Here is a 23,790-nt window from a genome sequence, read left to right on the forward strand (position 1 = left end):
CGTGCTCCGTCACCGGACACCGGTCCCCGCCGCGAGGCGACGGGGTTACGGGCGGGCCCCCCGTCGCGTCGCGGCGGGCGAGAGATTGGGTTTCCATGCTGACGATCCTCGGCTTTGTCATGATCGCTACCTTCCTGGCGCTGATCATGACCAAGAAGATGTCCCCCATAGCCGCGCTCGTGCTCATCCCCGCGCTGTTCTGCGTCCTGGTCGGCCAGGGGGCGCACCTGGGGAAGTACGTACTCGACGGCGTCGCCGACCTCGCGCCCACGGCCGCCATGCTGATGTTCGCCATCATCTATTTCGGTGTGATGATCGACGTCGGCCTCTTCGACCCGATCGTCCGGGGCATCCTGCGGTTCTGCAAGGCCGACCCGCTGCGGATCGTGGTGGGGACGGCCGTGCTCGCCGCGATCGTCTCGCTGGACGGTGACGGCTCGACGACGTTCATGATCACGGTCTCCGCGATGCTGCCCCTCTACCGGCGGCTGGGGATGAGCGTGGTCGTGCTGACCGGCATCGCCGCCACGGCCAACGGCGTCATGAACACGCTCCCCTGGGGCGGCCCCACCGCGCGGGCCGCCACCGCGCTGCACCTGGACGCGGGCGACATCTTCGTCCCGATGATCCCGGCACTCGCCGTCGGTCTGGTCTGCGTCCTGGTCCTCTCCTACGTCCTCGGGCTCCGGGAACGGCGTCGCCTGGGCACGCTGACCTTCACGGGCGCGGACGAGCGCGAGCGCGAGACGGAGACGGTGCTGGTGGGCGCGGGTGGCGGCACCGGCACGGGCGCCGACACCGGCACCGGCACCAGCACGGGTGGCGGCACCGGCACAGGCACCGGTCCCGAGGCCGACACCGGCACCGGACCCGAGTCGGCCGTACTGGACCCGAACCGCCCCACCCTCCGCCCGAAGCTGTACTGGTTCAACGCGGCGCTGACCGTAGCCCTCCTCGTGCTGCTGATCACCCAGCTGCTCCCCATCCCGGTGCTGTTCCTGCTGGGGGCCGCCATCGCGCTGACGGTGAACTTCCGGGACATGGCAGACCAGAAGGCCCGGATCGCCGCGCACTCCGAGAACGTGCTCAACGTGGCCGGCATGGTCTTCGCCGCTGCCGTCTTCACCGGCGTACTGACCGGGACGGGCATGGTGGAGGAGATGGCCCGCACCGTGGTGCATGCGATCCCCGACGCGCTCGGGCCGCACATGGCGGTGGTCACCGGCCTCCTGAGCATCCCGTTCACCTATCTGATGTCGAACGACGGCTTCTACTTCGGCATCGTCCCGATCCTCTCCGAGGCCGGGGCCGCGCACGGGGTCAGCTCACTGGAGATCGCCCGCGCCTCGCTCGTCGGCCAGCCGCTGCACATGTCGAGCCCGCTGGTCCCCGCGGTGTACGTGCTGGTCGGTATGGCGAAGGTGGAGTTCGGGGAGCACACCAAGTTCACGATCAAGTGGGCGGTACTGACATCGCTGGTCGTGCTCGGCGCGGGACTGCTCTTCGGCATCCTGTAGCCGGGACCTGTGGCCGGACCTGTGGCCGGGATCTACGGCCGGGGCCTGTGGCCGGGTGGCCGGAACCCGTAACGTTAACCGGAACGGGTGATTCCAGACAGTCCGGATTGCGCGAATCCGAAGGCCGAGAGGAGGCGGGGCCGATGCGCGTCAGATCGCCGCGCCGCGTCTCCTCTCATGTGCTGGCGGCCCAGCTCGCGCTTGTCGTCGGTGTGACAGCGCTGGTCAGCGGCCTGTTCCTGGCACCGCTGAGCGACCAGCTGGACCGGCAGGCCATGCGCCGTGCCCTCGCGATCGCCCAGACCACCGCGGCCCGGCCGGGGCTCGCCGCCGAGCTGACCGCCCAGCGGCACACCGCCGACCGGCCCTCTCCGGACGGCCCCCTCCAGGCCGAGGCGGAGCGGATCCGGCACGCCACGGGCGCCGAGTACGTGGTGATCATGGACAAGCGCGGTATCCGCTGGTCCCACCCGTCACCCTCGGCGCTCGGACACCATGTCTCCACCGACCCCGGACCGGCGCTGGCGGGGCACGACGTCACCCAGATCGACGACGGCACCCTCGGCCGCACCGCGCGCGGCAAGGCCCCGCTGCGGGACGCCGGCGGGCGGATCGTCGGCGCGGTCTCCGTCGGTATCGACTACGCCAACGTCCGCGAGAGCCTGCTGGCGCTCGTCCCCAGGCTGTTGACGTACGCGGGCGGTGCGCTGGCCGTCGGTGCGCTGGCCGCCTATCTGCTGGCCCGGCGGCTGCGGCGGCGCACCCACGCGCTCGCCTTCTCCGACATCTCCGCGCTGCTGGCCGAGCGCGAGGCGATGCTGCACGGCCTCGCGGAGGGCGTCGTGGCGCTGGACGCGGGCGGCAGGGTGCGGCTCGTCAACGACGAGGCCCAGCGGCTCCTCGGCCTCGGCCCCGAAGCGCTGGGCTCCCCGGTCACCGAAGCCCTCGGCCCCGGCCGTACGGCGGACGTGCTCACCGGGCGGGTGACGGGCCGCGACCTGGTCACCGTCCGCGGCGCCCGCGTCCTCGTCGCCAACCGCATGCCCACCGCGGACGGCGGCGCCGTCGCCACCCTCCGCGACCGCACCGAACTCGAACGCCTCGGCCGCGAACTCGAAGGCACCCGCGGTCTCCTGGACGCCCTCCGCGCCCAGGACCACGAGCACGCCAACCGGCTGCACACCCTGCTCGGCCTGCTGGAACTGGGGCTGTACGAGGAGGCCGCCCAGTTCGTCACCGACTCGCTGGGCGTGCACCGCGCCACGGCCGAAGAGGTCACCGAACGGGTCCACGATCCCCTGGTGTCGGCGCTGCTGGTCGGCAAGGCCGCGGTGGCCGCCGAGCGCGGCGTCGCCCTGCGGCTCGCGCCCGACTCGCTCCTCCCGGACCGCCTGGTCGACCCGAGCGGCCTGGTCACGGTCGTCGGCAACCTGGTGGACAACGCGCTGGACGCGGCGGCGGGCAGCGCGGACCCCGCGGTCGAGGTGGAGCTGCGCGGCGAGGGCGACCGCAGGGTCGTCCTCGCCGTACGCGACACCGGTCCCGGCGTCCCGCCCGAGAACCGAAAGCTGGTCTTCGAGGAGGGCTGGTCGACGAAGGCCGTTCCGGCGGCGGACGGCGTGGCCGACGGCGAGGCGTCCTCCCACCTGGGCCTGGGCCTGGCCCTCGTACGGCGCTTCGCGGAGCGCGCGGGCGGCCAGGTCCACCTCGGCGCCTCGGCAGAGGGCGGTGCCGAGTTCCGCGTCGTCCTGCCGGAGGCGCTGACGGACGCCGCCCCCGACGGCGACGCCGACACCGACGCTCCCACCGGCCGAGGCGCCGAATCCGCCCGGACGGGAGCCGTGACGTGATCGAAGTGCTGGTCGTGGACGACGACCCCAACGTGGCCCGGATCAACGCCGCGTACGTGGCGAAGGTCTCCGGCTTCCACGTCGCCGGCACGGTCCACAGCGCCGCCGAAGCACTGCTCTTCCTGCAACAGCACCCCGTCGATCTCGTCCTGCTCGACCACTACCTGCCGGACGAATCCGGGCTGGCCCTCCTCCGCCGACTGCACGGCCTCGGCATCGAGACCGAGGTCATCATGGTGACCGCGGCCCGCGACACCGCGACCGTACGCGCGGCACAACGCCATGGCGCCCTGCAGTACGTGGTGAAGCCGTTCACCTTCGCCCACCTGCGCGGCAAGCTCGACAGCTATGCCGCGCTCCGCCATGAACTGGCCACGGCTCCCCGCTCCGGCGCCACCCAGGAGACGGTGGACCGCATCTTCGGCGCCGCGACGCCACCCGGCGGCACGGAGACCCTGCCCAAGGGCCACTCGGTGCTGACCGCCGATCTGGTACGCGAGGTGCTGCACAGCGCCGCCGCTCCCCTCTCGGCCCAGGAAATCGCCGACCGCGCCGGTCTCAGCCGCCAGACCGCCCAGCGCTACCTGAAGTTGCTGGAGGGTGCCGGGCTGGTCCGGCACCGCCTCAAGCACGGTGAGACCGGCCGCCCGGTCCACCTCTACCACTGGCACGGACCGGTGGGCTGAGCGCTCAGCCTGTCCGACTGCTGATGCGGTGCACCCGCTGGGTGGTCAGGTCGTAGCGGGCGCCGACGATGGCCAGCTCCCCCGAGTCCACCTTGGCGGCGAGATCGGGCTCCGCCGCGAGCCGCGAACGGATGAGCCGTACGTTGGCGTCGATCGTCGCCGCGATGCGCGCGTCGCCCTCCTTGCAGTGGTCGATGGCCGGGCTGATCTGGTCGGCCACGTACTGGATGTGGTCGGGAAGTTCCTCGCCCGACTCGTCCGCCCGCACCGCAGCCGTCACGGCCCCGCACGACTGATGGCCGAGCACCATGAGCAGCGGGATGTCCAGTTCGAGCACTCCGTACACAAGGCTGCCGAGCACAGCCTCGTCGAGGACCTGGCCCGCGCTGCGAACGGTCATCAGGTCGCCGAGCCCCTGGTCGAAGACCAGCTCCGGAGGCACCCGGGAGTCGATGCAGCCGAGCACGAGGGCGAACGGGTGCTGACCGGTCGTCAGCGCCTCCCGGACATCTGGCGTCTCGTCGGGATGCCGCTCCCGATAGTCACGCCAGCGCCTGTTTCCCGCCGCCAGCTCCCGCAGAGCCTCCTTGGCATTGGTGGGCCGCTTGCGCACAGCCCCGGTGCGGCCCGCGGCGACCGCGGGGGAAGCACCGACGGCAAGACCGGCGCCGAGTACCGCGGTCCCGGTGAGGGCGGTACGGAGGAGGAAACGCCGACCCGGGGGCGCCGCCCCGGAGTCGGGGGCGACAGGTGTCGTCCTCTCTGGACGAACGACTCTGGGATGTACCGGGGCAAATTTCACGGAGGAAACGTATCTCCGTCCCGCCACCCCTCCCTCCGGATTGCCGAATCATGGACGACCGTTGGCAAATCCTGATCAAGCCCAGAACAGTTCTTGCCGGTCCCTGGAGCATTCCTTGCCGCAAAGCAACCACCAAGCACCGGCCGACCAACAAGCCCTGCTACGTCGTGCGCATCGCCCGCAGCCGCGGAGACCGCATCCCCGCGCCGGCCGACGACTCCCTGACCTGAACCCTCGCAACCACCCCAGATATGGGCGCCACGTGCGGACAAAGGGCGGCAGCCCCCGGGCGGGCTGCTCTTACGTCAATGGCTTCCGCGGTTGCGGAAGGGGGGTTCTAGGGGGGCGAAGCCCACCTGGCGGGGGGCCGTTGGGGGGCGGAGCCCCCCGACACGACCTGTCGGCGGCAGCCGAAAACAAAGGAAGCGTGCCCCCACAAGCACCGGCAGGCAGCCGAAAACAAAGGGGGCGTGCCCCCACAAGCACCGGCAGGCAGCCAAAACACAAGGAGGCGCGCCCCCACAAGCGGTCAGCACCAAGTGCCACCCGCAAAGTGCAAGTCCTCCAGCGCATCGAGCACAACGGTGCGCTGATACCACTCCAGCCAGCGCCCAGCCTGGGCACCCACCTCATCCAGCGCACGCGCCTGCGCAGCGGACAGCGCGCCGACCGGACGCTCGTGGTGGGTGGAGACCACACCCTCGACCTGCCCCGAGGGCACAACCAGTGGCGTGCTGTGGCAGCCACGGCTTCCCGCGGCCAGGATCGCCGCCCTGGCGGGCTCGTCGAACATGGTGTCGGTGGCCACATCCGTCACGGTGACGCGGGTGACCTGCTGCGAAGCCTGCGCGCAAGAGGTGCCCTCCTTGCCGACACGGTCGAAGAACTCCAGGAAGTCGTCGTCCAGCCCGTGATGCTTCTCGATCCGCAGATCACCGGTGATCGGATCGACGAGCTGCACATTGCCCATGCCGGTCTCGGCCACCTCCATGCTGCGCCGCAGCACGGCGGACAGCACCTCTGCGGCGTTCGCGGAGGCCGCCCGCAGCCCGGGCGCGAAGGCCAGCGGGGGAGCGGAGTGCCGCTTCCGCCCCGGGAACCATTCGCGGCCCAGGGAACGCGGCGCCGGGACGGTCACAACAGCGGCGGCGAGGGTACGCAGCCGTACGTTGAACCGCTGCGAGCTGGCCTCCAGCAGCGCGAACGCCGTGCCCTCGTCGGGCAGCCGATAGCGCTCCTCCAGGACCCCCTGGGCGCGCGAGATCAGCGGATGGGTACGGACCTTGGCCCGCAGATGGCGCACCTCCTCGCGCAGCCGAAGCAGTTCGTCGGGCGGGGCTGCCGGTCCCGCCCGGTCCGGACGGCAGGGCTGTTCCGGCCGCCTCGGCACAGGAATTCCGGTGGCGGGCCCGGGACCGGGGCCGCCGCATACGGTGGCCGCCTCGGCGACGGAGCGCACGACGGTCAGGGCTCCGTCCGTGGTCAGGGTGCTGCCGGCCGATGCGTCGGTGGTGGCCAGCAGCAGGCTGCATCCGTGCTCCTCCACGGCACGCGCACAGCCGACCAGCGCCCGGACGCCCCCGGCGGAGACCCGCGGGACCAGCGCCAGGTCGATCACCACGGCGGCGCAGCCCGCACCGGGCTGTGCGGCTGCGTCGAGCGCCGGATGGCCGGCGTCCAACAGGCCACCCTCCGCGCGCACCACCCACAAGCTCTCCCCGCCCGGCAACCGCACCACTTCCACCCGCGCGAAGCCAGGGGCGCTCGTACTGTCCATACAGCGTCCTTTCCTTCCCGGGACATTTGCAGCATGACAAAGGTACTCATGCGTCAGACCGCACGGCAGTTCGGTCCCTGGCTGGTTTCCGGTGGGATGACCGGGCGGGCCACCCGGGCGGGGCCCGCACCGGCCACGTCATGACACTTGGGCGAGGGGTCCCGCCATAACGCCGTGGAAGGGGGACAGTGGGAGGTCCGGACCAGCGCGGAACAGGTTCTACGGTTTCGCCGAGCCGCTCTCCGACCCCGCCGGGAAACGCCCCCACAGAGGAGAACTCCATGGCGAGACCCACGAGTTCCGGCCCTCCCCCTCTCCCGCCCAGAACCCGCCCCGCGCCTCGGCACGGTGCCGCCGCTGCCACCGCCGCTGCCGTACTGGCCGTCGCCGGACTGCTACCGGCCGGGCTGACCGCCCCGGCACCCGCCAGTGCCACCCCCCGCACCGCCCCGGAAACCGCAGCGCCCGACCCCGATCTCGTCCGGGCCGTCAGCCGTGACCTCGGCCTCAGCAGGGCCGAGGCCAGGACCCGGCTCGCCAACGAGGCCGAGGCGGCGGCCACCGCCGGCGCGCTGCGTACCGCGCTCGGCGACAGCTTCGCCGGGGCCCGCGTCAGCGGCCGGACGGCCGAGCGGCTGACGGTGGCGACCACGGACGCGGCGCGGGCGGCGCGCATCACCCGGGCGGGCGCCACCGCGCGCGTCGTCGCGCGTGACCTCCGCGACCTCGACCGCGTCCAGAAGGCCCTCGACCGTGCTGCCGCGCGCTCGGCCCCGCAAGGCGTACCCGTCTGGTACATCGACATCGCCCGCAACGACATCGTCGTGGAGGCCCACAGCACCTCCGCCGCGCACGCCCTCATCAAGCGGGCCGGCGTCGGCCGGAACGCGGTGACGGTGCGCCACACCACCGCCGAGCCCCGCACGTTCGCGGATCTGCGGGGCGGCGACACGTACTACAGGAACGGCGGGGGCCGCTGCTCCATCGGCTTCTCCGTCACCCGGGGCCGTCAGGGCGGATTCGTGACCGCGGGACACTGCGGCACCCCGGGCACCACCACCGAGGGATACAACCAGCAGCCCCAGGGCACCTTTCAGGGCTCCACGTTCCCGGGCGCCGACCACGCGTGGGTGGCGACGAACTCCAACTGGACACCGCGCCCGCTGGTCAACGGCTACGGCCACCGCGATGTGAGGGTGGCCGGGGCCACCGAGGCGCTGGTGGGCTCGTCCGTGTGCCGTTCCGGCTCGGCCACCGGCCGGCGCTGCGGCACCATCCAGCAGCGCAACACCAGCGTGACGTACCCGCAGGGCACCGTCTTCGGGGTGGCACGCACCACCGTGTGCGCGGAGGCGGGCGACTCGGGCGGCTCGTTCATCTCCGGCAGCCAGGCCCAGGGCACGACCTCGGGCGGGACCGGCAACTGCACGTCCGGCGGCACGACGTTCTTCCATCCGGTCATCCCCGCGCTCGAGGCGTACGGCCTCACCCTCGTCACCGGCGGGGGCGGTGGCCCGACCGGCTCGCCGGACCAGGGCACCGCCGCGTTGCCGTGGAGCCGCGGCTGAGCCCGGCGGGCCCGGCGAAATTTCCCTGCGTTCGCATGTCACATCCCGCAGCCCGCGTTCCGTCGTACGGGTGACCAACCGAGAGCGCCTCGCCTGCCGCAGCCCGACGAAAGCGGCGGAGGCGTGAGAGAGGGAGCCAGACATGACCGCACGGATGCAGAACCCCGCAGTGCTGCTGCCGGAGCTCAACCCGCACGTCCAGGGGCTGCTGAAGACGGCCTTCGGATCCGGGGTGCCGAAGACCACGCTGGAGCTGGTCCACCTGCGGGCCAGCCAGATCAACGCCTGCGGCTTCTGCGTGGACTACGGCACACGCACCGCCCGCGAGGCGGGCGAGAGCGACCAGCGGCTGCACGCGGTGGCCGCCTGGCGCGACACCCCGCACTTCACGGAGGCGGAACGCGCGGCCCTCGCGCTGGCCGAGTCCGCGACCCGGCTGGCCGACCGGTCGGACGCGGTTCCGGACGAGGTGTGGGACGAGGCGGCCCGGCACTTCGACGAGAAGCAGCTCGCCGGGCTGCTGCTGATGATCGGCATCACCAACCTGTTCAACCGGTTCAACGTGCCCGTCAAGCAGCCCTCCGACCAGGTGGACCGGTAGGACCCGCACGGGCGGGCAGAACCGCTGCCTTTCGCCGGGGTCCCGCGGGCGCCACGCGCGTCCGTGGGACCCCGCTCCCGTACCGGCCTGCCCCCCGACGGCAGAATTGGCGGCGTACGGGAGAGACGAGCTCGGCGAGAGGGGCAGTGCGTGCCGGCGGAAGGCGCACCCGGCGAAAGAGCCGACGGAGCGGGAGGAACCGAGGCGAACGGCCGGGGGGCCGGGGCGAACGGCCGACCGGACGAGGTGAACGGCGAGGCGGCCGGAGCGAACGGTTGGGCGGCCGAGGGCGATGTCGTCGCGCGGGTGCTGGCCCAGTGGCGGCAGGTGCTGCCCGACCTCGACACCGAGCCGATCGGCGTCATCGGCCGCCTCACCAGGTGCGCGGCGCTGCTGCGGCAGGCGTCCGACGCCCCGCTGGCCCGCGAGGGCTTCTCGCGTCCCGAGTTCGACATCCTCAGCGCGCTGCGCCGCGAGGACCGCGACCTGACCCCGGGCCGGCTGGCCCGGGAGACCTACGCCTCCGGCACGGCCGTCACCAAGCGGGTACGGACGCTGGAGGAGCGGGGCCTGATCGAGCGGCGCCCGGACGCGCGGGACCGCCGGATGGCACATCTGTCGCTGACCGCGAACGGGCGTGACGTGGTGGACCGGATCATGCCGGAACAGGTGGCGTACGAGCGCTCACTGCTCGCGGGGCTGGGCGAGGAGCAGCGCGACGGGCTCGCCCGGATGCTGGGTGAGCTGCTGCAGCTGCTGGAGAGCCGCGAGGAGGCGAGCTCCCGGCGCTGAACCGGCGCGGAACCCCGTTCTCTCCCCCGTCCTCCCCCCCCGTCAGCGGGTGCCCTCGGTCCCTGCCGCTCCCTTGATCACCAAGCCCTCCAGGAGCTCCTCGGTCGCCGCGGTGATCCGCTCCACCGCCAGGTCGAAGGCCGCCTGGTTGTGCGCTGCAGGGGCGCGGAACCCCGACACCTTGCGGACGTACTGGAGCGCGGCGGCCCGCATGTCCTGCTCGGTCACGACTTCGGCGTAGGGCGGACGTAGGGTCCGGATGCTTCTGCACATACTCCCGACCGTACGTCCCGTCTCCCATCACTCGCCTGTTCGAGTGAGGCGAGGTACGGTGAAAAAGCCGTGACGTGGGAATACGTCGCTCCGTTCCCGGAAGGGAGGGCGGGCCATGCAGACCACGACGGGGCTGCTCGGTGAACTGACCCCGGAGCAGCGAGAGCGGGTGCGCTCCCTCGGCTACGAAGTGCGCTTCGAAGCCGGGGAACGAATCTTCGAGGAGGGCTCGAAGGCCGACCGCTTCTGGATTCTGCATACCGGCTCGGCGACGCTGGCCATGCACATCCCCGGACACCGTGACGTGGCCATCGACCACGTCCGGCACGGAGAACTGCTCGGCTGGTCATGGATGTTCCAGCCGTATGTGTGGTCCCTCGCCGCCCAGGCGGACAGCCCGGTACGCGCCCTCGAGTTCGACGCGCTCTCGGTGCGGGTGCTGTGCGAGGAGGACAAAGCGCTGGGCCTGGCGATGACCAGGACCGTTGCGGCAGTGATGGGAGACAGACTCCAGCGCTGCCGCGCCCGGCTGGTGGACCTGTTCGGCCCGTACGCCCCACAGGACCGCGCCGCGGGTCCGATCTGACCCGGACCGCGGGGACCACCGGCAGGGCTATCCGGCTTCCTGCTCCGGTACCGGCACTCCCTCTGCGGCTGCCACCGGGGCCGGGGAGCCGATCACTTCCCTCTCCGCGGCCGGATGCGCGGAGCTCTCCGGCACGGGCGCGCCCGCATCGGCCGCTTCCGCGCCGGCCCGCATCAGCGCGGCGAGGCCGTTGATGGCGCACAGATCCGGCTCCTCCGCCACATGGACAGCCATCCCGGTGTGCTCCCGCAACTGATCGGCGAGGCCGGGCAGCCGCGCTGTGCCGCCGGCCAGCACCATGCCGCGCTCGGCGAGGTCGGCCACCAGGTCGGGCGGGCAGCGGTGCAGGACGACGCGGATGGTGTCCAGCACGCCCGTGAGCGGGGTCTGGACGGCGCCGCGTACCTCCTCCGGGTCGATGGCGACGGTGCGGGCGAGCCCGGAGACCACGTCGCGGCCCTGCACCTCGACGGTGCCGAGTTCGTTGCCGAGGTCGCCGTTGCCGAGCAGGGCCAGATGGAGCGGGCGGACCTCCTGGCTGGGCAGCAGCAGCTCGTGCCGGTTGCGCAGGTACTGCACGACGGAGTGGTGGATGGTGTCCCCGCCCAGGCCGACCGTGCCCGCCGCCACGACACAGCCCAGCGAGACCACCGCGACCTGCGTGGTGGTCGTCCCGCACAGCAGCACCATGGCCCCCTCGGCGCGCACCACCGGCAGCCCGCAGCCGATCGCGGCGGCGATGGGGGCCTCCACCAGTTCGACGTGGCGCGCGCCGACCCCGGACAGCGTCTCGATGGTGGCCCGGCGCGTCAGCGGGTCGGCGTCGTGCGGGATCGTGGCCACGGCCTGCTTCATGGTCCGGCGCCGCCGGAGGCCGTGCAGTTTGTCGCCGAGGAGCGCCCGTACCATCCGCCGGGCCATCTCGATGTCCACCACGTGGCCGCCGGAGACGGGCCGGATGACCTGGATGTGCTGCGGGGTGCGGCCGTCCATCCGCTCGGCTGCCTGGCCCACCGCGATCAACGTGCCGGAGTGGGTGTTCACGGCGACGACCGACGGCTGGTCGACGATGAGCCCCGATCCCTTCGCGTAGACGCGGGTCCTGGCAGCGCCCAGGTCGACGGCGACGGAGCAGCGGGTCAGGGACTCAAGGCTGGAGCAGCTCATGGCGCTCGTGTCCTTCCGGGAGCGGCTGGCGTGGACCAGTGGACCGCCCCAGGGGCGGTGCCGAGGGACGGTGCCGAGGGACGGTCCACAGCTCAGCCTGTGCCGGTCCGTGACCCCACGCGCGCCGAGCGCGTCCGGCGGGGTGACGTTCCCTCAGGCGACGCTCGGCACCTGTGCTCCTTCCGTACCGTCCTCCGTAGGGCCTGCAGTGCTGCCTTCCGTGCTGCCTGCCGTACTGCCTGCCGTGCCGTCGTCCGTGTCGCGGAACTGCGTGCGGTACAGCTGCTCGTACCGCCCGCCGGCGGCCAGCAGTTCCTCGTGGGTGCCGCGCTCCACGATCCGGCCCTCTTCCAGTACGAGGATCTGGTCGGCGGCCCGCACGGTGGACAGCCGGTGTGCGATCACCAGGGACGTGCGGCCCTGCAGTGCCTCGCCGAGTGCCTCCTGCACGGCGGCCTCCGAGGTGGAGTCCAGGTGTGCCGTGGCCTCGTCCAGCAGTACGACGCGGGGCCTGGCCAGCAGCAGCCGGGCGATGGTCAGCCGCTGGCGCTCGCCGCCGGAGAGCCGGTAACCACGCTCCCCGACCAGGGTGTCCAGGCCGTCCGGGAGGGCGGCGACGAGTCCGTCGAGACGGGCCCTGCGCAGCGCGGACCACAGCTCCGCGTCGGTGGCCTCGGGGCGGGGCAGCAGCAGATTGGCGCGGATGGTGTCGTGGAAGAGATGGCCGTCCTGGGTGACCATGCCGAGCGTCTGCCGTACCGCCGCCGCGCTCAGGTCGCGGACGTCCTTGCCGGCCAGCCGTACGGCGCCGCTGTCCACGTCGTAGAGGCGGGGGACCAGCGAGGCGAGGGTGGATTTGCCCGCGCCCGAGGAGCCCACGAGGGCGATCATCTCTCCTGGTCCGGCGTGGAAGGAGATGCCGTGCAGCACTTCCTCGCCGCCCCGGGTGTCGAGCGTGGCGACCTCTTCCAGGGACGCGAGGGAGACCTTGTCGGGAGAGGGGTAGCTGAAGTGGACGTCGTCGAACTCGACGGAGACGGGCCCGGCAGGCACCTCTTCCGCCTCGGGCTTCTCCTCGATCAGCGGCTTGAGGTCGAGCACCTCGAAGACCCGCTGGAAGCTCACCAGCGCGCTCATCACCTCGACCCGGGCGCTGGCCAGCGCGGTCAGCGGCGCGTAGAGGCGGGTGAGCAGCAGCGCGAGGGAGACGACGGCGCCCGGATCGAGGCTGCCGCGCAGCGCGTAGTAGCCGCCGAGCCCGTAGACGAGGGCGAGCGCGAGGGCCGCCATCAGGGTGAGCGCCGTGAAGAAGACCTCCTGCACCATCGCGGTGCGCACCCCGATGTCCCGTACGCGGTCGGCGCGGGCCGCGAACTCGGCGGACTCCTCAGCGGGGCGCCCGAACAGCTTGACCAGGGTGGCGCCGGGTGCCGAGAAGCGCTCCGTCATCTGGGTGCTCATCTGCGCGTTGTGGTCGGCCCGCTCCCGCTCCAGCCGCGCGAGCCGGGCGCCCATGCGCCGCGCCGGCAGCACGAACAGCGGCAGCAGCACCAAGGTGAGCAGGGTGATCCGCCAGGAGATGTTGAACATCACCACGAGGGTCAGCAGCAGCGTGACGAGGTTGCTGAAGACCTCCGAGAGGGTGGAGGAGAAGGCACGCTGGGCGCCGATGACATCGTTGTTGAGGCGGCTGACCAACGCACCCGTACGGGTGCGGGTGAAGAAGGCAACCGGCATCCGCTGCACATGGTCGTAGACGGCGGTACGCAGATCGAGGATGAGGCCCTCCCCGATGCGCGCGGACAGCCAGCGGGTCAGAATGCCGACCCCTGCCTCCGCCAGGGCGATGGCCGCGATCAGACCGGCCAGCATCAGCACGGTGCTGCTGGCAGCCCTCTGGTCGATCGCGTTCATCACCCGCCCGGCGAGCAGCGGTGTGGCCACCGTGAGCACGGCGAGCACGCTGCTGAGCAGCATGAACGCGACCAGCTTGCGGTGGTGGCGGTGCGCGAAGCGGACGACACGGCGGACCGTGGCCGCGGAGAAGGGATGCTGGTCCTGGTGGGCGTGGCGCGCGTTGTAGAGCGCGTGCCAGGCGGTCATCTCCATGCTCATAGGTCGAAGCTAGGACTTGAAGAGAACTTCAAGTCAAGGGTCTGACCGGCTGTGATGAGCTCACGACCTGTGTCGTGCACGTGCATCGGCACATGCATCAGTACGTGAACGAAGTTATGATCCCTGGAAGTTTGCAGTTGACGGCCTCACGGCCGTCAACTGCGGCGACCCGCACGTTCAACCACCTCAGGAGATCCAAGTGCCCGACGCGTTCAACGGCATGGCCGCCATGGACCTGCAGGGGGTCGTGTGGAGAAAGAGCCGGTTCAGCAACTCGCAGGGTGCATGTGTGGAGTTCGCCAAACTGCCCAACGGGGATATCGCCGTGCGCAACTCGCGCTTCCCCGACGGGCCCGCGCTCGTCTACACCCCCGCGGAGGTGGAGGCGCTGCTCCTCGGCGTCAAGGACGGCGAGTTCGACGACCTGGTGGCTCACTGACCATCGATCCCTCCCGGGGTTGGCGGCCGACCCGGAACAGCGCCCAGACGATCTTTCCGGCGAGCGGGCCGGACAGCGGATGCCAGCCCCAGCTGTCGCTGAAGGAATCGACCAGGCACAGTCCGCGGCCGGACTCCGCCGTGAAGCCGGGCACCTCGAACTCCTGGAAATCCCCGGAGTCCAAGATGCCCAACGCGTCGAACGCGTCAACGGCTTGCACGACGCCCCCGTGACCCCCGTTTTCCCCGTGACCCCCGTGTCCGAGGGAGCCCCCGTGTCTCAGGGAGCTCCCTCGATCCATGGAGCCCCCGTACTCCATGGAGTCTTCGAGTGCCGTGCGGCCCCCGTGACCGCCGTGCACCCCGTGGCCGGCACCGAATCCCCCGCGGGCCTCCCGATGCGCGGCGGCACGTCGTACTGCCGTCACCTCGGGCGGCTGATCGCTGGGGTCCCGTACGGCACAGACCAGCCGGGCCGACCAGCGCATCAGATGCAGCCGGACCGGTGGGTCGCCCTCGTCCCCCGACGCCGCCCCGTGATCGGCGCCGGGGGTGAGGCCGTGCCGCATGGCGTTGGTCACCAGTTCGGAGACCACCAGCGCCACGTCGTCGAACTCTTCGGTCAGGCCCCAGCGCCGGAGTGTCCTTCGGGTGAAGTCCCGGGCGCTGGAGACCGCTTCGTAGCGTGGCGGCAGCGCGCAGGAAGCGGAGCCGGAGACCGATGCGGCATCCGGCGAGGGGAGCCCCTGCCATAAGGGCTCCAGCACCGTCGATCCTTCGGTCCCCAACAAGGGCCACTCCTGGCGTCAGCGGCAGTGATGATCCTGCGCGGATCCTGTCGGCCGTGCTACCCCGCCTGGTGCGGGCGCCACAGCGCAACCCGCGCAGCCAACTTCCGTGCCGACGGGTCCACTTGTGCCATCCCCATGGTTCCCAATGCCCACAGCAGATGCAAGGGCAGATGCACGTGCACGAGAGACTTTCGATCGTGTGTAATCGGGCGGGCACGCAACGGAGCGCGGGGATGGCACACTTCCCTTCAAGCAGGGGTGGAGGGCTGATCGGAATGGCAGCAGAATCGGCACAGAGCGGTACCGGAGGGGCGAAGGGGGCAAACAGCTCCAGCGGCTCGATGGTCCGGCGTATCCTGCTCGGATCCCAGCTCAGGAGGCTGCGCGAGGCCCGCGGCGTCACCCGCGAGGCCGCCGGCTACTCGATCCGGGCTTCCGAGTCCAAGATCAGCCGGATGGAGCTGGGACGGGTCAGTTTCAAGGCCCGGGACGTGGAGGATCTGCTCACGCTCTACGGCGTCACCGAAGACGCCGAGCGCGAGCCTCTACTCGGTCTGGCCCGGGACTCGAGCGTCGCGGGCTGGTGGCACAACTACAGCGATGTGCTGCCTGGCTGGTTCCAGACGTACGTCGGACTGGAGGGTGCCGCCTCGCATATCGGTACGTACGAGGTGCAGTTCGTGCACGGCCTCCTGCAGACCGGCGAGTACGCACACGCCGTTGTCACCGCCGGGCACCGCAACCCGCTCGCCGAGGAGGAGGTCGAACGCCGCGTCGCGCTCCGCCTGGAGCGGCAGAAACTGCTCCTCGGTGAGAACGCCCCCGACCTGCTCTGTGTGCTGGACGATGCCGCGCTGCGCCGCCCGTACGGCAGCAAGGCCGTCATGGAGGCTCAGCTCAGCTATCTCGCCGAGGTCTCCGAGCAGCCCAATGTGCAGCTGCACATCGTCCCGTTCGAGCTGGGCGGGCATCCCGCCGAGGCCGGTGCGTTCACTCTGCTGCGCTTCCCTGAGTCCGATCTGAGCGACATCGTCTACCTCGAACAGCTCACCAGCGCCCTGTACTTGGACAAGCGGGACGAGGTTGCTCAGTACGACCAGGTGCTGCGGCGACTGGTGGATATCAGCCTTTCTCCCGAGCGCACTCGGGATCACCTTCACCGAATCCGCCAACTCCTGTGACTCGCCGGTACGATGACCAAGCAGCAGCGACTCCTTCAACCCCCAGAAGGAATGGCATGTCCTACTTCGAGGATCTGGCACTCCAGTGCATAGACGGCGAGTGGCGTCCCGGCACCGGCTCTTGGGACATCATCGACTTCAACCCCTACAACGGGGAGAAGCTCGCCTCCATCACCGTCGCCACGCGCGACGAGGTCGACGAGGCGTATCGCGCGGCCGAACGCGCACAACGTGAGTGGGCTGCCACCAACCCGTACGCCCGTAGACGGGTCTTCGAGCGGGCGATCCGGGTCATCGAGGACAGCGAGCAGCAGATCACCGAGGCCATCATCGCCGAGCTGGGCGGTACCCGGCACAAGGCGGCCTTCGAGATCCACATGGTCAAGGAGTTCTTCCGGGAGGCGCTCCAGCTCTCGCTCAACCCGCTCGGCGAGATCCTGCCGTCCTCGGTGCCCGGCAAGGAGAACCGCGTCTACCGGGACCCGGTCGGGGTCGTGGGGATCATCTCCCCGTTCAACTACCCCTTCCTGCTGGCGGTGAAGTCCGCCGCACCCGCGCTCGCGCTGGGCAACGCCGTGCTCCTCAAGCCGCACCAGTCGACCCCGGTGTGCGGGGGCACCCTGGTCGCCAAGGTGCTGGAGGACGCCGGGCTGCCGCCGGGTCTGGTGAACGTCGTCATCACCGACAGCGCGGAGATCGGCGACACGTTGATCGAGCACCCGGTGCCCAAGGTCATCTCCTTCACCGGCTCCGACCGCGTCGGCCGCCATGTGGCCACCGTCGCCGGCCGCAACTTCAAGCGCGTCATCCTGCAACTCGGCTCCAACAGCGGCCTGGTGGTGCTGGACGACGCCGATGTGGACTACGCCGTGGACGCCGCGGTCTACAGCCGCTTCGTCAACCAGGGCCAGCTGTGCATGGCGGCCAACCGGATCATCGTCGACCGCCGCCTGGAGCCGGAGTTCACCGCGAAGTTCGTGGAGCGCGTCAGCAGGCTGGTGGTGGGCGACCCGGAGCATCCCGAAACCCATATCGGCCCGCTCATCAACTCCCGCCAGGCGGAGCGCGTCACAGCCATCGTCGAGCAGGCCCTCGCCGAGGGCGCCACGGCACTGCTGCACGGCGCGGTCGACGGCAACCTCGTCTCGCCCAGCGTGCTCACGGACCTGCCCAAGGACTCCCCCCTGCTGCACGAGGAGATCTTCGGGCCCGTCGCGCTGATCATCCCGGTGGACGGCGAGGAAGAAGCCGTCCAGGTCGCCAACGACACCCCCTACGGGCTCGCCGGCGCGGTCCACAGTGGCGACATCGAGCGCGGCATCTCGGTCGCCCGCCGGATCGAGGCGGGCATGGTGCATGTGAACGACTCGACCGTGGCGGACGAACCGATCGTCCCCTATGGCGGCGAAAAACACTCGGGCCTGGGCCGCCTCAACGGCCCACAGGTCGTCGAAGCCTTCACCACCACCCGCTGGGTCTCCATCCAACGGGACCGCAGCGAATTCCCGTTCTGAGCCCGCGGGGCGCGTCTTTTTCAAGGGCGCGCCCCGGCGGCTATCGAGGACAGAATCTGACCGCAAGCCCTCATAGCTTGTAGTCACCAGCCGGGGAGAAGAGAACCCGGGCCGATCCGGAAGGTGGCGAGCAACATGCCGGTAGTCGTCAAGGCGGAGCAGCACGGTGACGAGCGCGGAGCCCTCCTGGCCTACCTGGAGGCCCAGCGCGGCGGCATCCGTCGCGCCCTGCACGGCCTCACCGAGGAGCAGGCCCGCAGCACCCCCTCCGCCAGCGAGCTCTCGCTGGCCGGCCTGCTCAAGCACGTCACCGTGGTCGAGGAGGGCTGGCTGCACACCTTCCGGGGGATCGAGACCAGCGAGGCGGAGGAGAAAGAGGCGTGGGAGAACAGCTTCAGCCCGGCCGCCGAGCAGACTGTCGAGGAGCTGCTCGCCTACAGCGAGCGGGTCGGCGCCGAGACCGAGAAGGCGGTGGGCGAGCTCTCCTCGCTCGACGAGACCTTCGTCGTGCCGCCCGCTCCGTGGGACAAGGGCGGCGAGTTCTCCTGGCGTTGGGGCCTGCTGCACCTGATCGAGGAGTACGCGCGGCACGCCGGGCACGCCGACATCGTCCGCGAGACGATCGACGGGAAGGGCGCCTTCGACCTGGTCTTCGAGACCGGCGCGATGCCCGAGCCCGACTGGTCCGCCTTCGCGCAGGAGTGAGCTTCCGGCTGTTGGTCGCCGGTCGGGGTTTCCGCCCGCTGGTCAAACTTGAATAGACTGGGCGGAAGACGAACGATCAACGGAGCAGGGGTAGCGATGTCGGCGATCCGGTTGCTGGTGCTGGGAGACGTGCGCCTGCGCGGGCGGGCGCACGGCTACCAGGTCCGCAACGACCTGGAGTTCTGGGGTGCGCACGAGTGGTCCACGGCGAAGCCGGGGTCGATCTACCACGCGCTCAAGCAACTGGCCAAGCAGGGACTGCTGCTGGCCCACGACATCGCGCCCAGCACGGCCGGCGGTCCGCCCCGGACCGAGTACGAGATCACCGAAGCGGGCGAGGCGGAGTTCTTCCGGCTGCTACGGCACGCGCTGACCGCAACGCAGGAGAAGCAGGAGCTGCTGACCTCCGCCGTGGGGTTCCTGGTCGACCTTCCGCGCGGGGAGGCCATCGATCTGCTCAAGGAGCGGGTGGCCGCGCTGGAGGGCTGGCGCAACGAGGTCACCGACAACTGGTCTCCGGAGGGCGGCACGCCCCAGGAGTGGGGCCACATCGGCGAGATCATGAAGCTGTGGGTGCACACCTGCGACAGCGACGCGGCCTGGGCCCGCGAACTGATCTCCCGGCTGGAGGACGGCGCGTTCGTCATGGCGGGTGAGGGCGAGCGAGATCTGAGCGTCCTGACGGACCGGCAGCCGCACTGAAACCCGACAGAGCCGCACTGGAACCCGACAGCTCTCCCCGCTAATCAAGTCTCCCAGCTAATCAAGTTTGACTACCTTGTCGATCTGCGCTACCTTCGACCGCCGCTAGTCAACTTTGACTAATGCGGGCCGGGAGGGAGACGTATGACGCACGACGACGCCGTCCTCGTCGAAGGGCTGCGGAAGAGGTACGGGAAAGAAGGCGAGAAACAGGCGCTGGCCGGACTGGATCTGGCGGTGCCGAGCGGCACCGTACAGGCGGTGCTCGGGCCCAACGGCGCGGGCAAGACCACCGCGGTGCGCATCCTGGCGACCCTGCTGCGGCCGAGCGGGGGCCGCGCCCGGGTGGCCGGGTACGACGTGGCGGCCGAACCCGACCAGGTGCGCCGCCGGATCGGACTGCTGGGCCAGCACGCGGCCGTGGACGAGGAGCTGAGCGGCCGGGAGAACCTGGAGCTGTTCGGCCGCCTCCACCATCTCGGCACCCGGCGGGCCCGGGCTCGCGCCGACGAGCTGCTGGAGCGCTTCGAGCTGGCCGGTACGGGGCGCAAGCCCGTCAGCGCCTACAGCGGCGGAATGCGGCGCCGCCTCGATCTGGCGGTCTGTCTGATCGGCAGCCGGCATGAGGGCGGGCCCCGGGTGCTCTTCCTCGACGAGCCCACCACCGGGCTCGACCCGCGTGCCAGGGGCGAGGTGTGGAACGCGGTGCGCTCCCTGGTCGGCGGCGGCACCACCGTGCTGCTGACCACCCAGTATCTGGAGGAGGCCGACCAGCTGGCCGATGCGATAGCCGTCATCGACCAGGGCCGCCTCGTCGCCGAGGGCACCGCCGACGAGCTCAAGGCCGAGCTCGGCGGCGACCGTATCGACGTGGTCGTCCGGGATCACGCGCGGCTGGGGGCGGCCGCAGCGCTGGTGGAGCGGGCCGCGGGTGGCGCCGAGGTGACCCGCGACCCGGACCGGCGGCTGCTCAGCGCCCCCGTCGGCGACCGGATGGCGGCTCTCTCCGAGACCGTACGGGCCCTGGAGGCGGCCGGGATCGAGGCCGAGGACATCGCCGTGCGCCGCCCCACCCTCGACGAGGTCTTCCTGCACACCACCGCCACCGAGGAGGACGCCGCATGAGTACCGCGACCACCACGACCGACCCCCGGCCGGCTGCCGGAACCCGCCGCCGGCCGGACATCGGCCACGTACTGGCCGACTGCTGGACGATGACCTGGCGGGAGCTGGTCCGCTGGCGGCGCCGGCCGGTCAAGGCGGTGATGACCGTGGTCTTCCCGCTGATGATGCTGGTGATGTTCGTCTACTTCCTCGGCGGCGGGATGCGGATCGCCGACTACCGCGCCTATCTGGTGCCCGGCATGTTCGCTCTGACCATGGCGTTCGGCCTGGAGTCCACGATGGTGGCGCTCACCCGGGATCTGACCGCCGGCGTCGTGGACCGCTTCCGCTCCATCCCGATGGCGCGCTCCGCCGTGCTCGTGGGCCGCAGCGCGCACGACATGCTGGAGTCGGCCGTCGGGCTCGTCTTTCTCGTCCTGGCAGGGCTGCTGGTCGGCTGGCGCTGGCACGGCAGCTTCGCCGAGGTGCTGGCGGCGCTCGGACTGCTGCTGTGGCTGCGCTTCGCGATGCTGTGGGCAGGCGTCTATCTGGGCCTGGTGGCCGGGAAGCCGGAGATGGTGCAGGCGGTGCAGATCCTGGTGTGGCCCGTCGCCTTCTTCTCCAACGTCTTCAACTCGCCGGAGGAGATGCCCGGCTGGATGGGCGCCGTCGCCGACTGGAACCCCATGTCGGCAACCGCGCGTGCCGTACGGGAGCTGTTCGGCAATCCGGTGTGGGGCGGCGGCTCCTGGGCCGCCGAGCACGCCTGGCTGCTGGCGCTCGGCTGGCCGCTGGTGCTGCTCGCGGTCTTCTTCCCGCTGGCGGTACGCCGCTACGCGAGCATGGGACGGTGACAGTTTCCGGCCCGCCCCGGGAGCTCTCCCGGAAAATGCGGCTTGCACCTCACGTGACGTGAGGGAGCACCGTGATGCCTGTAAGCGAGAAGGAGGCGGAAATGGGCTACTCCGTCGGGCAGGTCGCCGGTTTCGCCGGTGTCACGGTGCGCACGCTGCACCACTACGACGAGATCGGGCTGCTGGTTCCCTCGGAACGCACAGCAGTAGGACACCGGCGCTACACCGATGTCGACCTGGACCGGCTGCAGCAGATTCTCTTCTACCGGGAGCTCGGCTTCCCGTTGGAGGAAATCGCTGTCCTGCTGGACGACCCGGCAGCGGACCCGGTCAGCCATCTGCGCCAGCAGCACCAGTTGCTGACGACGCGGATCGACCGGCTGAAGGAGATGGCCGCCGCCGTGGAACGCGCCATGGAGGCACGGAAAATGGGCATCAATCTCACACCTGAGGAGAAATTCGAGGTGTTCGGGGACTTCGACCCGGACGTGTACGCCGAGGAGGCCGGACGCCGCTGGGGCAACACCGAGGAATACCGTGAAGCCCGGCGCCGCGCGGCCACGTACACCAAGGCGGACTGGAAAGCACTGCGGCGGGAGATGGACGAGATCCACCGCGCCATCGCCGACCGCATGGCGGCGGGCGACGCGCCCGAGGCGCCGGCGGTGACGGACCTTGCCGAGCAGCACCGGCTGTTCATCTCCCGCACCAGCTACGGGTGCGACCACGAGATGCACACCCGGCTCGGCGAGATGTACGTCCAGGACGAGCGCTTCACCGCCACCTACGAGGCGATCAGGCCGGGCCTGGCGCAGTACATGCGGGATGCGATCGCGGCGAACGCACAGAACGCAGCCCGGTCGGCGAGCGCCGACTGACGCTCCCACCCCTCCCGACTCCTCCCGAAGGCCCCCTGTACAGCTCCGGTACAGGGGGCCTTCGGTAGGACGTTCTCGGCGCATGCTCCACTGTGAGGTAGCACGCTTCCGTTCCGTGGAATCGTCCCCGATGGACACAGCGTTGCTCGTGTGACACTGCTGGAGAGCGACGAAGGGAGCGGACAGAGAGTGGTGGGGCAGTCCAAGGGAAACGGCGACGCCGCGGAGCAGGGTGGTGAGCCTGAGGACGCCAAGCCGGTGTCCGACGAGTCGCACAGCGCCTTCACGGCGCCCCTGGGCGTGCCGCTTCCCCCCGTTCCGGAGGAGGAGCACCCGACCTCCGAGTTCACCATCCCCGAAGGGCTCGTCACACCGCCGCCGTCCGAACCGGGCAGCGCCTTCACCCCGCCCGAGGGCATCCCCGTCGTCGGCCCGCTGGCCAGGCCGGGCTCGCCCTGGCAGGACCGGATGCGCTCCCTGGTCCGGATGCCGCTCGCCGAGCGCCCGGTACCCGAGCGGCCCGCACGGGGCGACGAGGGTGCGGAGAGCGGGCCGCCCGTTCCCCGCGTCCTCGACCTGACGCTCCGTATCGGCGAGCTGCTGCTGGCCGGCGGGGAGGGTGCCGAGGACGTGGAAGCCGCCATGTTCGGCGTCGCCCACGCCTACGGACTCGACCGCACCGAGCCGGAGGTCACCTTCACCCTGCTGGCCATCACCCACCAGCCCTCGCTGGTCGACGATCCGGTGACGCTCAGCAGGACCGTCCGCCGGCGCGGCACCGACTACACCCGGCTCTCAGCCGTCTTCGCGCTCGTCGCCGACATCACCCAGGGCGAGGTGTCGCTGGAGGAGGCGTACCGGCGGCTCGCGGAGATGCGCCGTAACCGGCACCCCTACTCCAAGTGGGCCCTCACCGTGGCCAGCGGCGCGCTCTCCGGCGCCGCCTCGCTGCTGGTGGGCGGCAACGCGCTGGTGTTCGTCCTCGCCGCGCTGGGCGCGATGCTCGGTGACCGGCTCGCCTGGCTGTGTGCCGGACGCGGGCTGCCGGAGTTCTACCAGTTCGCCGCCGCCGCCATGCCGCCCGCAGCGATAGGGGTCGGCGTCGCGCTGGTGTCCCAGCACACCGACACCAGCATCCAGGCGTCCGCCGTCATCACCGGTGGCCTCTTCGCGCTGATCCCCGGACGCGCACTGGTCGCCGCCGTTCACGACGGACTCACCGGGTTCTACATCACCGCCGCTGCGCGACTGCTGGAGGTCATCTACCTCATCGTCGGCATCGTCTGCGGCGTACTGATGGTGCTGTACGTGGGCGACAGGCTGAACGCCCAGCTGACGCCCGACATCATGGGCCACGCCGACCGGCCGGTCACCCAGCTGATGGCCGCCATGCTGCTGGCGCTCGCCTTCTGCGTACTGCTCCAGCAGGAACGTCACACCGTGCTGCTGGCCACTCTCAACGGCGGTGTGGCCTGGCTGATCTTCGGCGTGCTGACCCAGGCGAAGCTCACGCCGGTGCCCGCCACCGTGGTGGCCGCCGGCCTCGTCGGTCTCTTCGGCCAGCTGCTGTCCCGGTACCAGTTCGCCTCGTCGCTGCCGTACATCACGGCGGCGATCGGGCCGCTGCTGCCGGGCAGCAGCACCTACTTCGGGCTGCTGAACGTCGCCCAGGGCGACGTGAACAAGGGGTTCGAACACCTCGCCACGGCCGGAGCGCTCGCGCTGGCCATCGCGATCGGCGTCAACCTCGGCGGTGAACTGGCCCGGCTCTTCATCAAGACCCCCGGCCAGGAGACCCCGCTCCCGGGCCGCCGCGCCGCCAAGCGCACCCGCGGGTTCTGACGGACGGAGGGGCTGAGATTCTCAGCCCCTCCGGCGTGGTGTCGGTC

At 70.9% G+C, this 23,790-nt stretch carries 22 protein-coding genes and 2 pseudogenes; 17 read left to right on the plus strand and 7 right to left on the minus strand.

The genetic code is table 11. From position 1 onward, the window contains the following. Positions 1 to 95 precede the first annotated feature (95 nt). The 3 genes from ACTWP9_RS13795 (at position 96) to ACTWP9_RS13805 (ending at position 4,053) form a co-directional block, all read left to right on the plus strand. Positions 96 to 1,517 (plus strand): CitMHS family transporter, encoded by a 1,422-nt coding sequence (locus ACTWP9_RS13795; protein WP_443246383.1) that lies wholly within the window; start codon positions 96 to 98, stop codon positions 1,515 to 1,517. A gap of 143 nt (positions 1,518 to 1,660) precedes the next feature. Next, positions 1,661 to 3,367: a sensor histidine kinase gene (locus tag ACTWP9_RS13800; protein ID WP_443246384.1), complete on the plus strand. Its 1,707-nt coding sequence runs from the start codon at positions 1,661 to 1,663 to the stop codon at positions 3,365 to 3,367. Beyond that, positions 3,364 to 4,053, plus strand: a complete 690-nt coding sequence (locus ACTWP9_RS13805; RefSeq protein ID WP_443246385.1) for a response regulator — start codon at positions 3,364 to 3,366, stop codon at positions 4,051 to 4,053. Before ACTWP9_RS13800 ends, ACTWP9_RS13805 begins: the two co-directional genes overlap by 4 nt. Positions 4,054 to 4,057: 4 nt before the next feature. On the opposite strand, the gene ACTWP9_RS13810 is transcribed toward ACTWP9_RS13805, so the two are convergent. Continuing rightward, entirely contained in the window at positions 4,058 to 4,855 is a 798-nt protein-coding gene (locus ACTWP9_RS13810; protein WP_443246386.1) for a carbonic anhydrase, read from the minus strand. 50 nt (positions 4,856 to 4,905) lie between these two features. Here ACTWP9_RS13810 and ACTWP9_RS13815 point away from each other — a divergent pair, with 50 nt between their 5' ends. Continuing rightward, positions 4,906 to 5,085 (plus strand): hypothetical protein, encoded by a 180-nt coding sequence (locus tag ACTWP9_RS13815; RefSeq protein ID WP_443246387.1) that lies wholly within the window; start codon positions 4,906 to 4,908, stop codon positions 5,083 to 5,085. A gap of 299 nt (positions 5,086 to 5,384) precedes the next feature. Here ACTWP9_RS13815 and ACTWP9_RS13820 read toward each other — a convergent pair whose 3' ends face one another. After that, positions 5,385 to 6,632: an ANTAR domain-containing protein gene (locus ACTWP9_RS13820; RefSeq protein ID WP_443246388.1), complete on the minus strand. Its 1,248-nt coding sequence runs from the start codon at positions 6,630 to 6,632 to the stop codon at positions 5,385 to 5,387. A gap of 281 nt (positions 6,633 to 6,913) precedes the next feature. Between ACTWP9_RS13820 and ACTWP9_RS13825 the strand changes: the two genes are divergently transcribed. The 3 genes from ACTWP9_RS13825 (at position 6,914) to ACTWP9_RS13835 (ending at position 9,593) form a co-directional block, all read left to right on the plus strand. Beyond that, a complete protein-coding gene (locus tag ACTWP9_RS13825; RefSeq protein WP_443246389.1) occupies positions 6,914 to 8,200 on the plus strand; it encodes a S1 family peptidase in 1,287 nt (428 codons plus the stop codon). Between the two features lie 142 nt (positions 8,201 to 8,342). Then, on the plus strand, positions 8,343 to 8,801 hold the full coding sequence (locus tag ACTWP9_RS13830; RefSeq protein WP_443246390.1) for a carboxymuconolactone decarboxylase family protein: 459 nt from the start codon (positions 8,343 to 8,345) through the stop codon (positions 8,799 to 8,801). A 150-nt stretch (positions 8,802 to 8,951) separates the two neighbouring features. Next, a complete protein-coding gene (locus ACTWP9_RS13835) occupies positions 8,952 to 9,593 on the plus strand; it encodes a MarR family winged helix-turn-helix transcriptional regulator (RefSeq protein ID WP_443246391.1) in 642 nt (213 codons plus the stop codon). Between the two features lie 42 nt (positions 9,594 to 9,635). Here ACTWP9_RS13835 and ACTWP9_RS13840 read toward each other — a convergent pair whose 3' ends face one another. After that, the gene (locus ACTWP9_RS13840) at positions 9,636 to 9,866 is read right to left on the minus strand and encodes a DUF2277 domain-containing protein (RefSeq protein ID WP_443246392.1); all 231 of its coding nucleotides are present in this window, start codon (positions 9,864 to 9,866) and stop codon (positions 9,636 to 9,638) included. A 115-nt stretch (positions 9,867 to 9,981) separates the two neighbouring features. On the opposite strand from ACTWP9_RS13840, the gene ACTWP9_RS13845 reads away from it, so the two are divergent. Beyond that, on the plus strand, positions 9,982 to 10,452 hold the full coding sequence (locus ACTWP9_RS13845) for a Crp/Fnr family transcriptional regulator (RefSeq protein WP_443246393.1): 471 nt from the start codon (positions 9,982 to 9,984) through the stop codon (positions 10,450 to 10,452). 27 nt (positions 10,453 to 10,479) lie between these two features. Here ACTWP9_RS13845 and ACTWP9_RS13850 read toward each other — a convergent pair whose 3' ends face one another. Both ACTWP9_RS13850 and ACTWP9_RS13855 read right to left on the minus strand, forming a co-directional pair. After that, entirely contained in the window at positions 10,480 to 11,619 is a 1,140-nt protein-coding gene (locus tag ACTWP9_RS13850) for a rod shape-determining protein (RefSeq protein WP_443246394.1), read from the minus strand. Positions 11,620 to 11,772: 153 nt separating this feature from the next. After that, entirely contained in the window at positions 11,773 to 13,734 is a 1,962-nt protein-coding gene (locus tag ACTWP9_RS13855) for an ABC transporter ATP-binding protein (RefSeq protein ID WP_443246395.1), read from the minus strand. 199 nt (positions 13,735 to 13,933) lie between these two features. Between ACTWP9_RS13855 and ACTWP9_RS13860 the strand changes: the two genes are divergently transcribed. Next, the gene (locus ACTWP9_RS13860; protein WP_443246396.1) at positions 13,934 to 14,173 is read left to right on the plus strand and encodes a DUF397 domain-containing protein; all 240 of its coding nucleotides are present in this window, start codon (positions 13,934 to 13,936) and stop codon (positions 14,171 to 14,173) included. Here the strand turns inward: ACTWP9_RS13860 and ACTWP9_RS13865 are convergent. Together ACTWP9_RS13865 and ACTWP9_RS13870 are read right to left on the minus strand one after the other, a co-directional pair. Then, positions 14,136 to 14,318, minus strand: a pseudogene (locus tag ACTWP9_RS13865) (ATP-binding protein); the annotation flags it as partial. The gene ACTWP9_RS13860 and the pseudogene ACTWP9_RS13865 sit on opposite strands and share 38 nt — an antisense overlap. A 231-nt stretch (positions 14,319 to 14,549) precedes the next feature. Further along, positions 14,550 to 14,960, minus strand: a pseudogene (locus ACTWP9_RS13870) (ATP-binding protein); the annotation flags it as partial. 344 nt (positions 14,961 to 15,304) lie between these two features. Here ACTWP9_RS13870 and ACTWP9_RS13875 point away from each other — a divergent pair. The 8 genes from ACTWP9_RS13875 (at position 15,305) to ACTWP9_RS13910 (ending at position 23,743) form a co-directional block, all read left to right on the plus strand. Next, complete coding sequence (locus ACTWP9_RS13875) at positions 15,305 to 16,144, plus strand: helix-turn-helix domain-containing protein (RefSeq protein WP_443246397.1); 840 nt, start codon at positions 15,305 to 15,307, stop codon at positions 16,142 to 16,144. Between the two features lie 56 nt (positions 16,145 to 16,200). Further along, entirely contained in the window at positions 16,201 to 17,658 is a 1,458-nt protein-coding gene (locus ACTWP9_RS13880) for an aldehyde dehydrogenase family protein (protein WP_443246398.1), read from the plus strand. 135 nt (positions 17,659 to 17,793) lie between these two features. Further along, entirely contained in the window at positions 17,794 to 18,363 is a 570-nt protein-coding gene (locus ACTWP9_RS13885; RefSeq protein ID WP_443246399.1) for a DinB family protein, read from the plus strand. Positions 18,364 to 18,459: 96 nt separating this feature from the next. After that, a complete protein-coding gene (locus ACTWP9_RS13890; RefSeq protein ID WP_443246400.1) occupies positions 18,460 to 19,065 on the plus strand; it encodes a PadR family transcriptional regulator in 606 nt (201 codons plus the stop codon). 144 nt (positions 19,066 to 19,209) lie between these two features. Continuing rightward, on the plus strand, positions 19,210 to 20,190 hold the full coding sequence (locus tag ACTWP9_RS13895) for an ATP-binding cassette domain-containing protein (protein ID WP_443246401.1): 981 nt from the start codon (positions 19,210 to 19,212) through the stop codon (positions 20,188 to 20,190). Beyond that, the gene (locus ACTWP9_RS13900) at positions 20,187 to 21,023 is read left to right on the plus strand and encodes an ABC transporter permease (protein WP_443246402.1); all 837 of its coding nucleotides are present in this window, start codon (positions 20,187 to 20,189) and stop codon (positions 21,021 to 21,023) included. Before ACTWP9_RS13895 ends, ACTWP9_RS13900 begins: the two co-directional genes overlap by 4 nt. A 101-nt stretch (positions 21,024 to 21,124) precedes the next feature. After that, entirely contained in the window at positions 21,125 to 21,901 is a 777-nt protein-coding gene (locus tag ACTWP9_RS13905) for a MerR family transcriptional regulator (protein WP_443246469.1), read from the plus strand. Between the two features lie 189 nt (positions 21,902 to 22,090). Further along, a complete protein-coding gene (locus ACTWP9_RS13910; protein ID WP_443246470.1) occupies positions 22,091 to 23,743 on the plus strand; it encodes a threonine/serine ThrE exporter family protein in 1,653 nt (550 codons plus the stop codon). The last annotated feature ends 47 nt before the right edge of the window (positions 23,744 to 23,790 follow it).

This window comes from Streptomyces sp. 3N207 (genome assembly GCF_052246355.1).
GTDB lineage: Bacteria > Actinomycetota > Actinomycetes > Streptomycetales > Streptomycetaceae > Streptomyces.

Bases quoted from the DNA above. Each gene is read 5' to 3' on its own strand.
- ACTWP9_RS13795 (WP_443246383.1), top strand. From the start codon at position 96: ATGCTGACGATCCTCGGCTTTGTCATGATCGCTACCTTCCTGGCGCTG.
- ACTWP9_RS13800 (WP_443246384.1), top strand. From the start codon at position 1,661: ATGCGCGTCAGATCGCCGCGCCGCGTCTCCTCTCATGTGCTGGCGGCC.
- ACTWP9_RS13815 (WP_443246387.1), top strand. From the start codon at position 4,906: ATGGACGACCGTTGGCAAATCCTGATCAAGCCCAGAACAGTTCTTGCC.
- ACTWP9_RS13820 (WP_443246388.1), bottom strand. From the start codon at position 6,632: ATGGACAGTACGAGCGCCCCTGGCTTCGCGCGGGTGGAAGTGGTGCGG.
- ACTWP9_RS13825 (WP_443246389.1), top strand. From the start codon at position 6,914: ATGGCGAGACCCACGAGTTCCGGCCCTCCCCCTCTCCCGCCCAGAACC.
- ACTWP9_RS13830 (WP_443246390.1), top strand. From the start codon at position 8,343: ATGACCGCACGGATGCAGAACCCCGCAGTGCTGCTGCCGGAGCTCAAC.
- ACTWP9_RS13840 (WP_443246392.1), bottom strand. From the start codon at position 9,866: ATGTGCAGAAGCATCCGGACCCTACGTCCGCCCTACGCCGAAGTCGTG.
- ACTWP9_RS13845 (WP_443246393.1), top strand. From the start codon at position 9,982: ATGCAGACCACGACGGGGCTGCTCGGTGAACTGACCCCGGAGCAGCGA.
- ACTWP9_RS13850 (WP_443246394.1), bottom strand. From the start codon at position 11,619: ATGAGCTGCTCCAGCCTTGAGTCCCTGACCCGCTGCTCCGTCGCCGTC.
- ACTWP9_RS13855 (WP_443246395.1), bottom strand. From the start codon at position 13,734: ATGAGCATGGAGATGACCGCCTGGCACGCGCTCTACAACGCGCGCCAC.
- ACTWP9_RS13875 (WP_443246397.1), top strand. From the start codon at position 15,305: ATGGTCCGGCGTATCCTGCTCGGATCCCAGCTCAGGAGGCTGCGCGAG.
- ACTWP9_RS13880 (WP_443246398.1), top strand. From the start codon at position 16,201: ATGTCCTACTTCGAGGATCTGGCACTCCAGTGCATAGACGGCGAGTGG.
- ACTWP9_RS13885 (WP_443246399.1), top strand. From the start codon at position 17,794: ATGCCGGTAGTCGTCAAGGCGGAGCAGCACGGTGACGAGCGCGGAGCC.
- ACTWP9_RS13890 (WP_443246400.1), top strand. From the start codon at position 18,460: ATGTCGGCGATCCGGTTGCTGGTGCTGGGAGACGTGCGCCTGCGCGGG.
- ACTWP9_RS13895 (WP_443246401.1), top strand. From the start codon at position 19,210: ATGACGCACGACGACGCCGTCCTCGTCGAAGGGCTGCGGAAGAGGTAC.
- ACTWP9_RS13900 (WP_443246402.1), top strand. From the start codon at position 20,187: ATGAGTACCGCGACCACCACGACCGACCCCCGGCCGGCTGCCGGAACC.
- ACTWP9_RS13905 (WP_443246469.1), top strand. From the start codon at position 21,125: ATGGGCTACTCCGTCGGGCAGGTCGCCGGTTTCGCCGGTGTCACGGTG.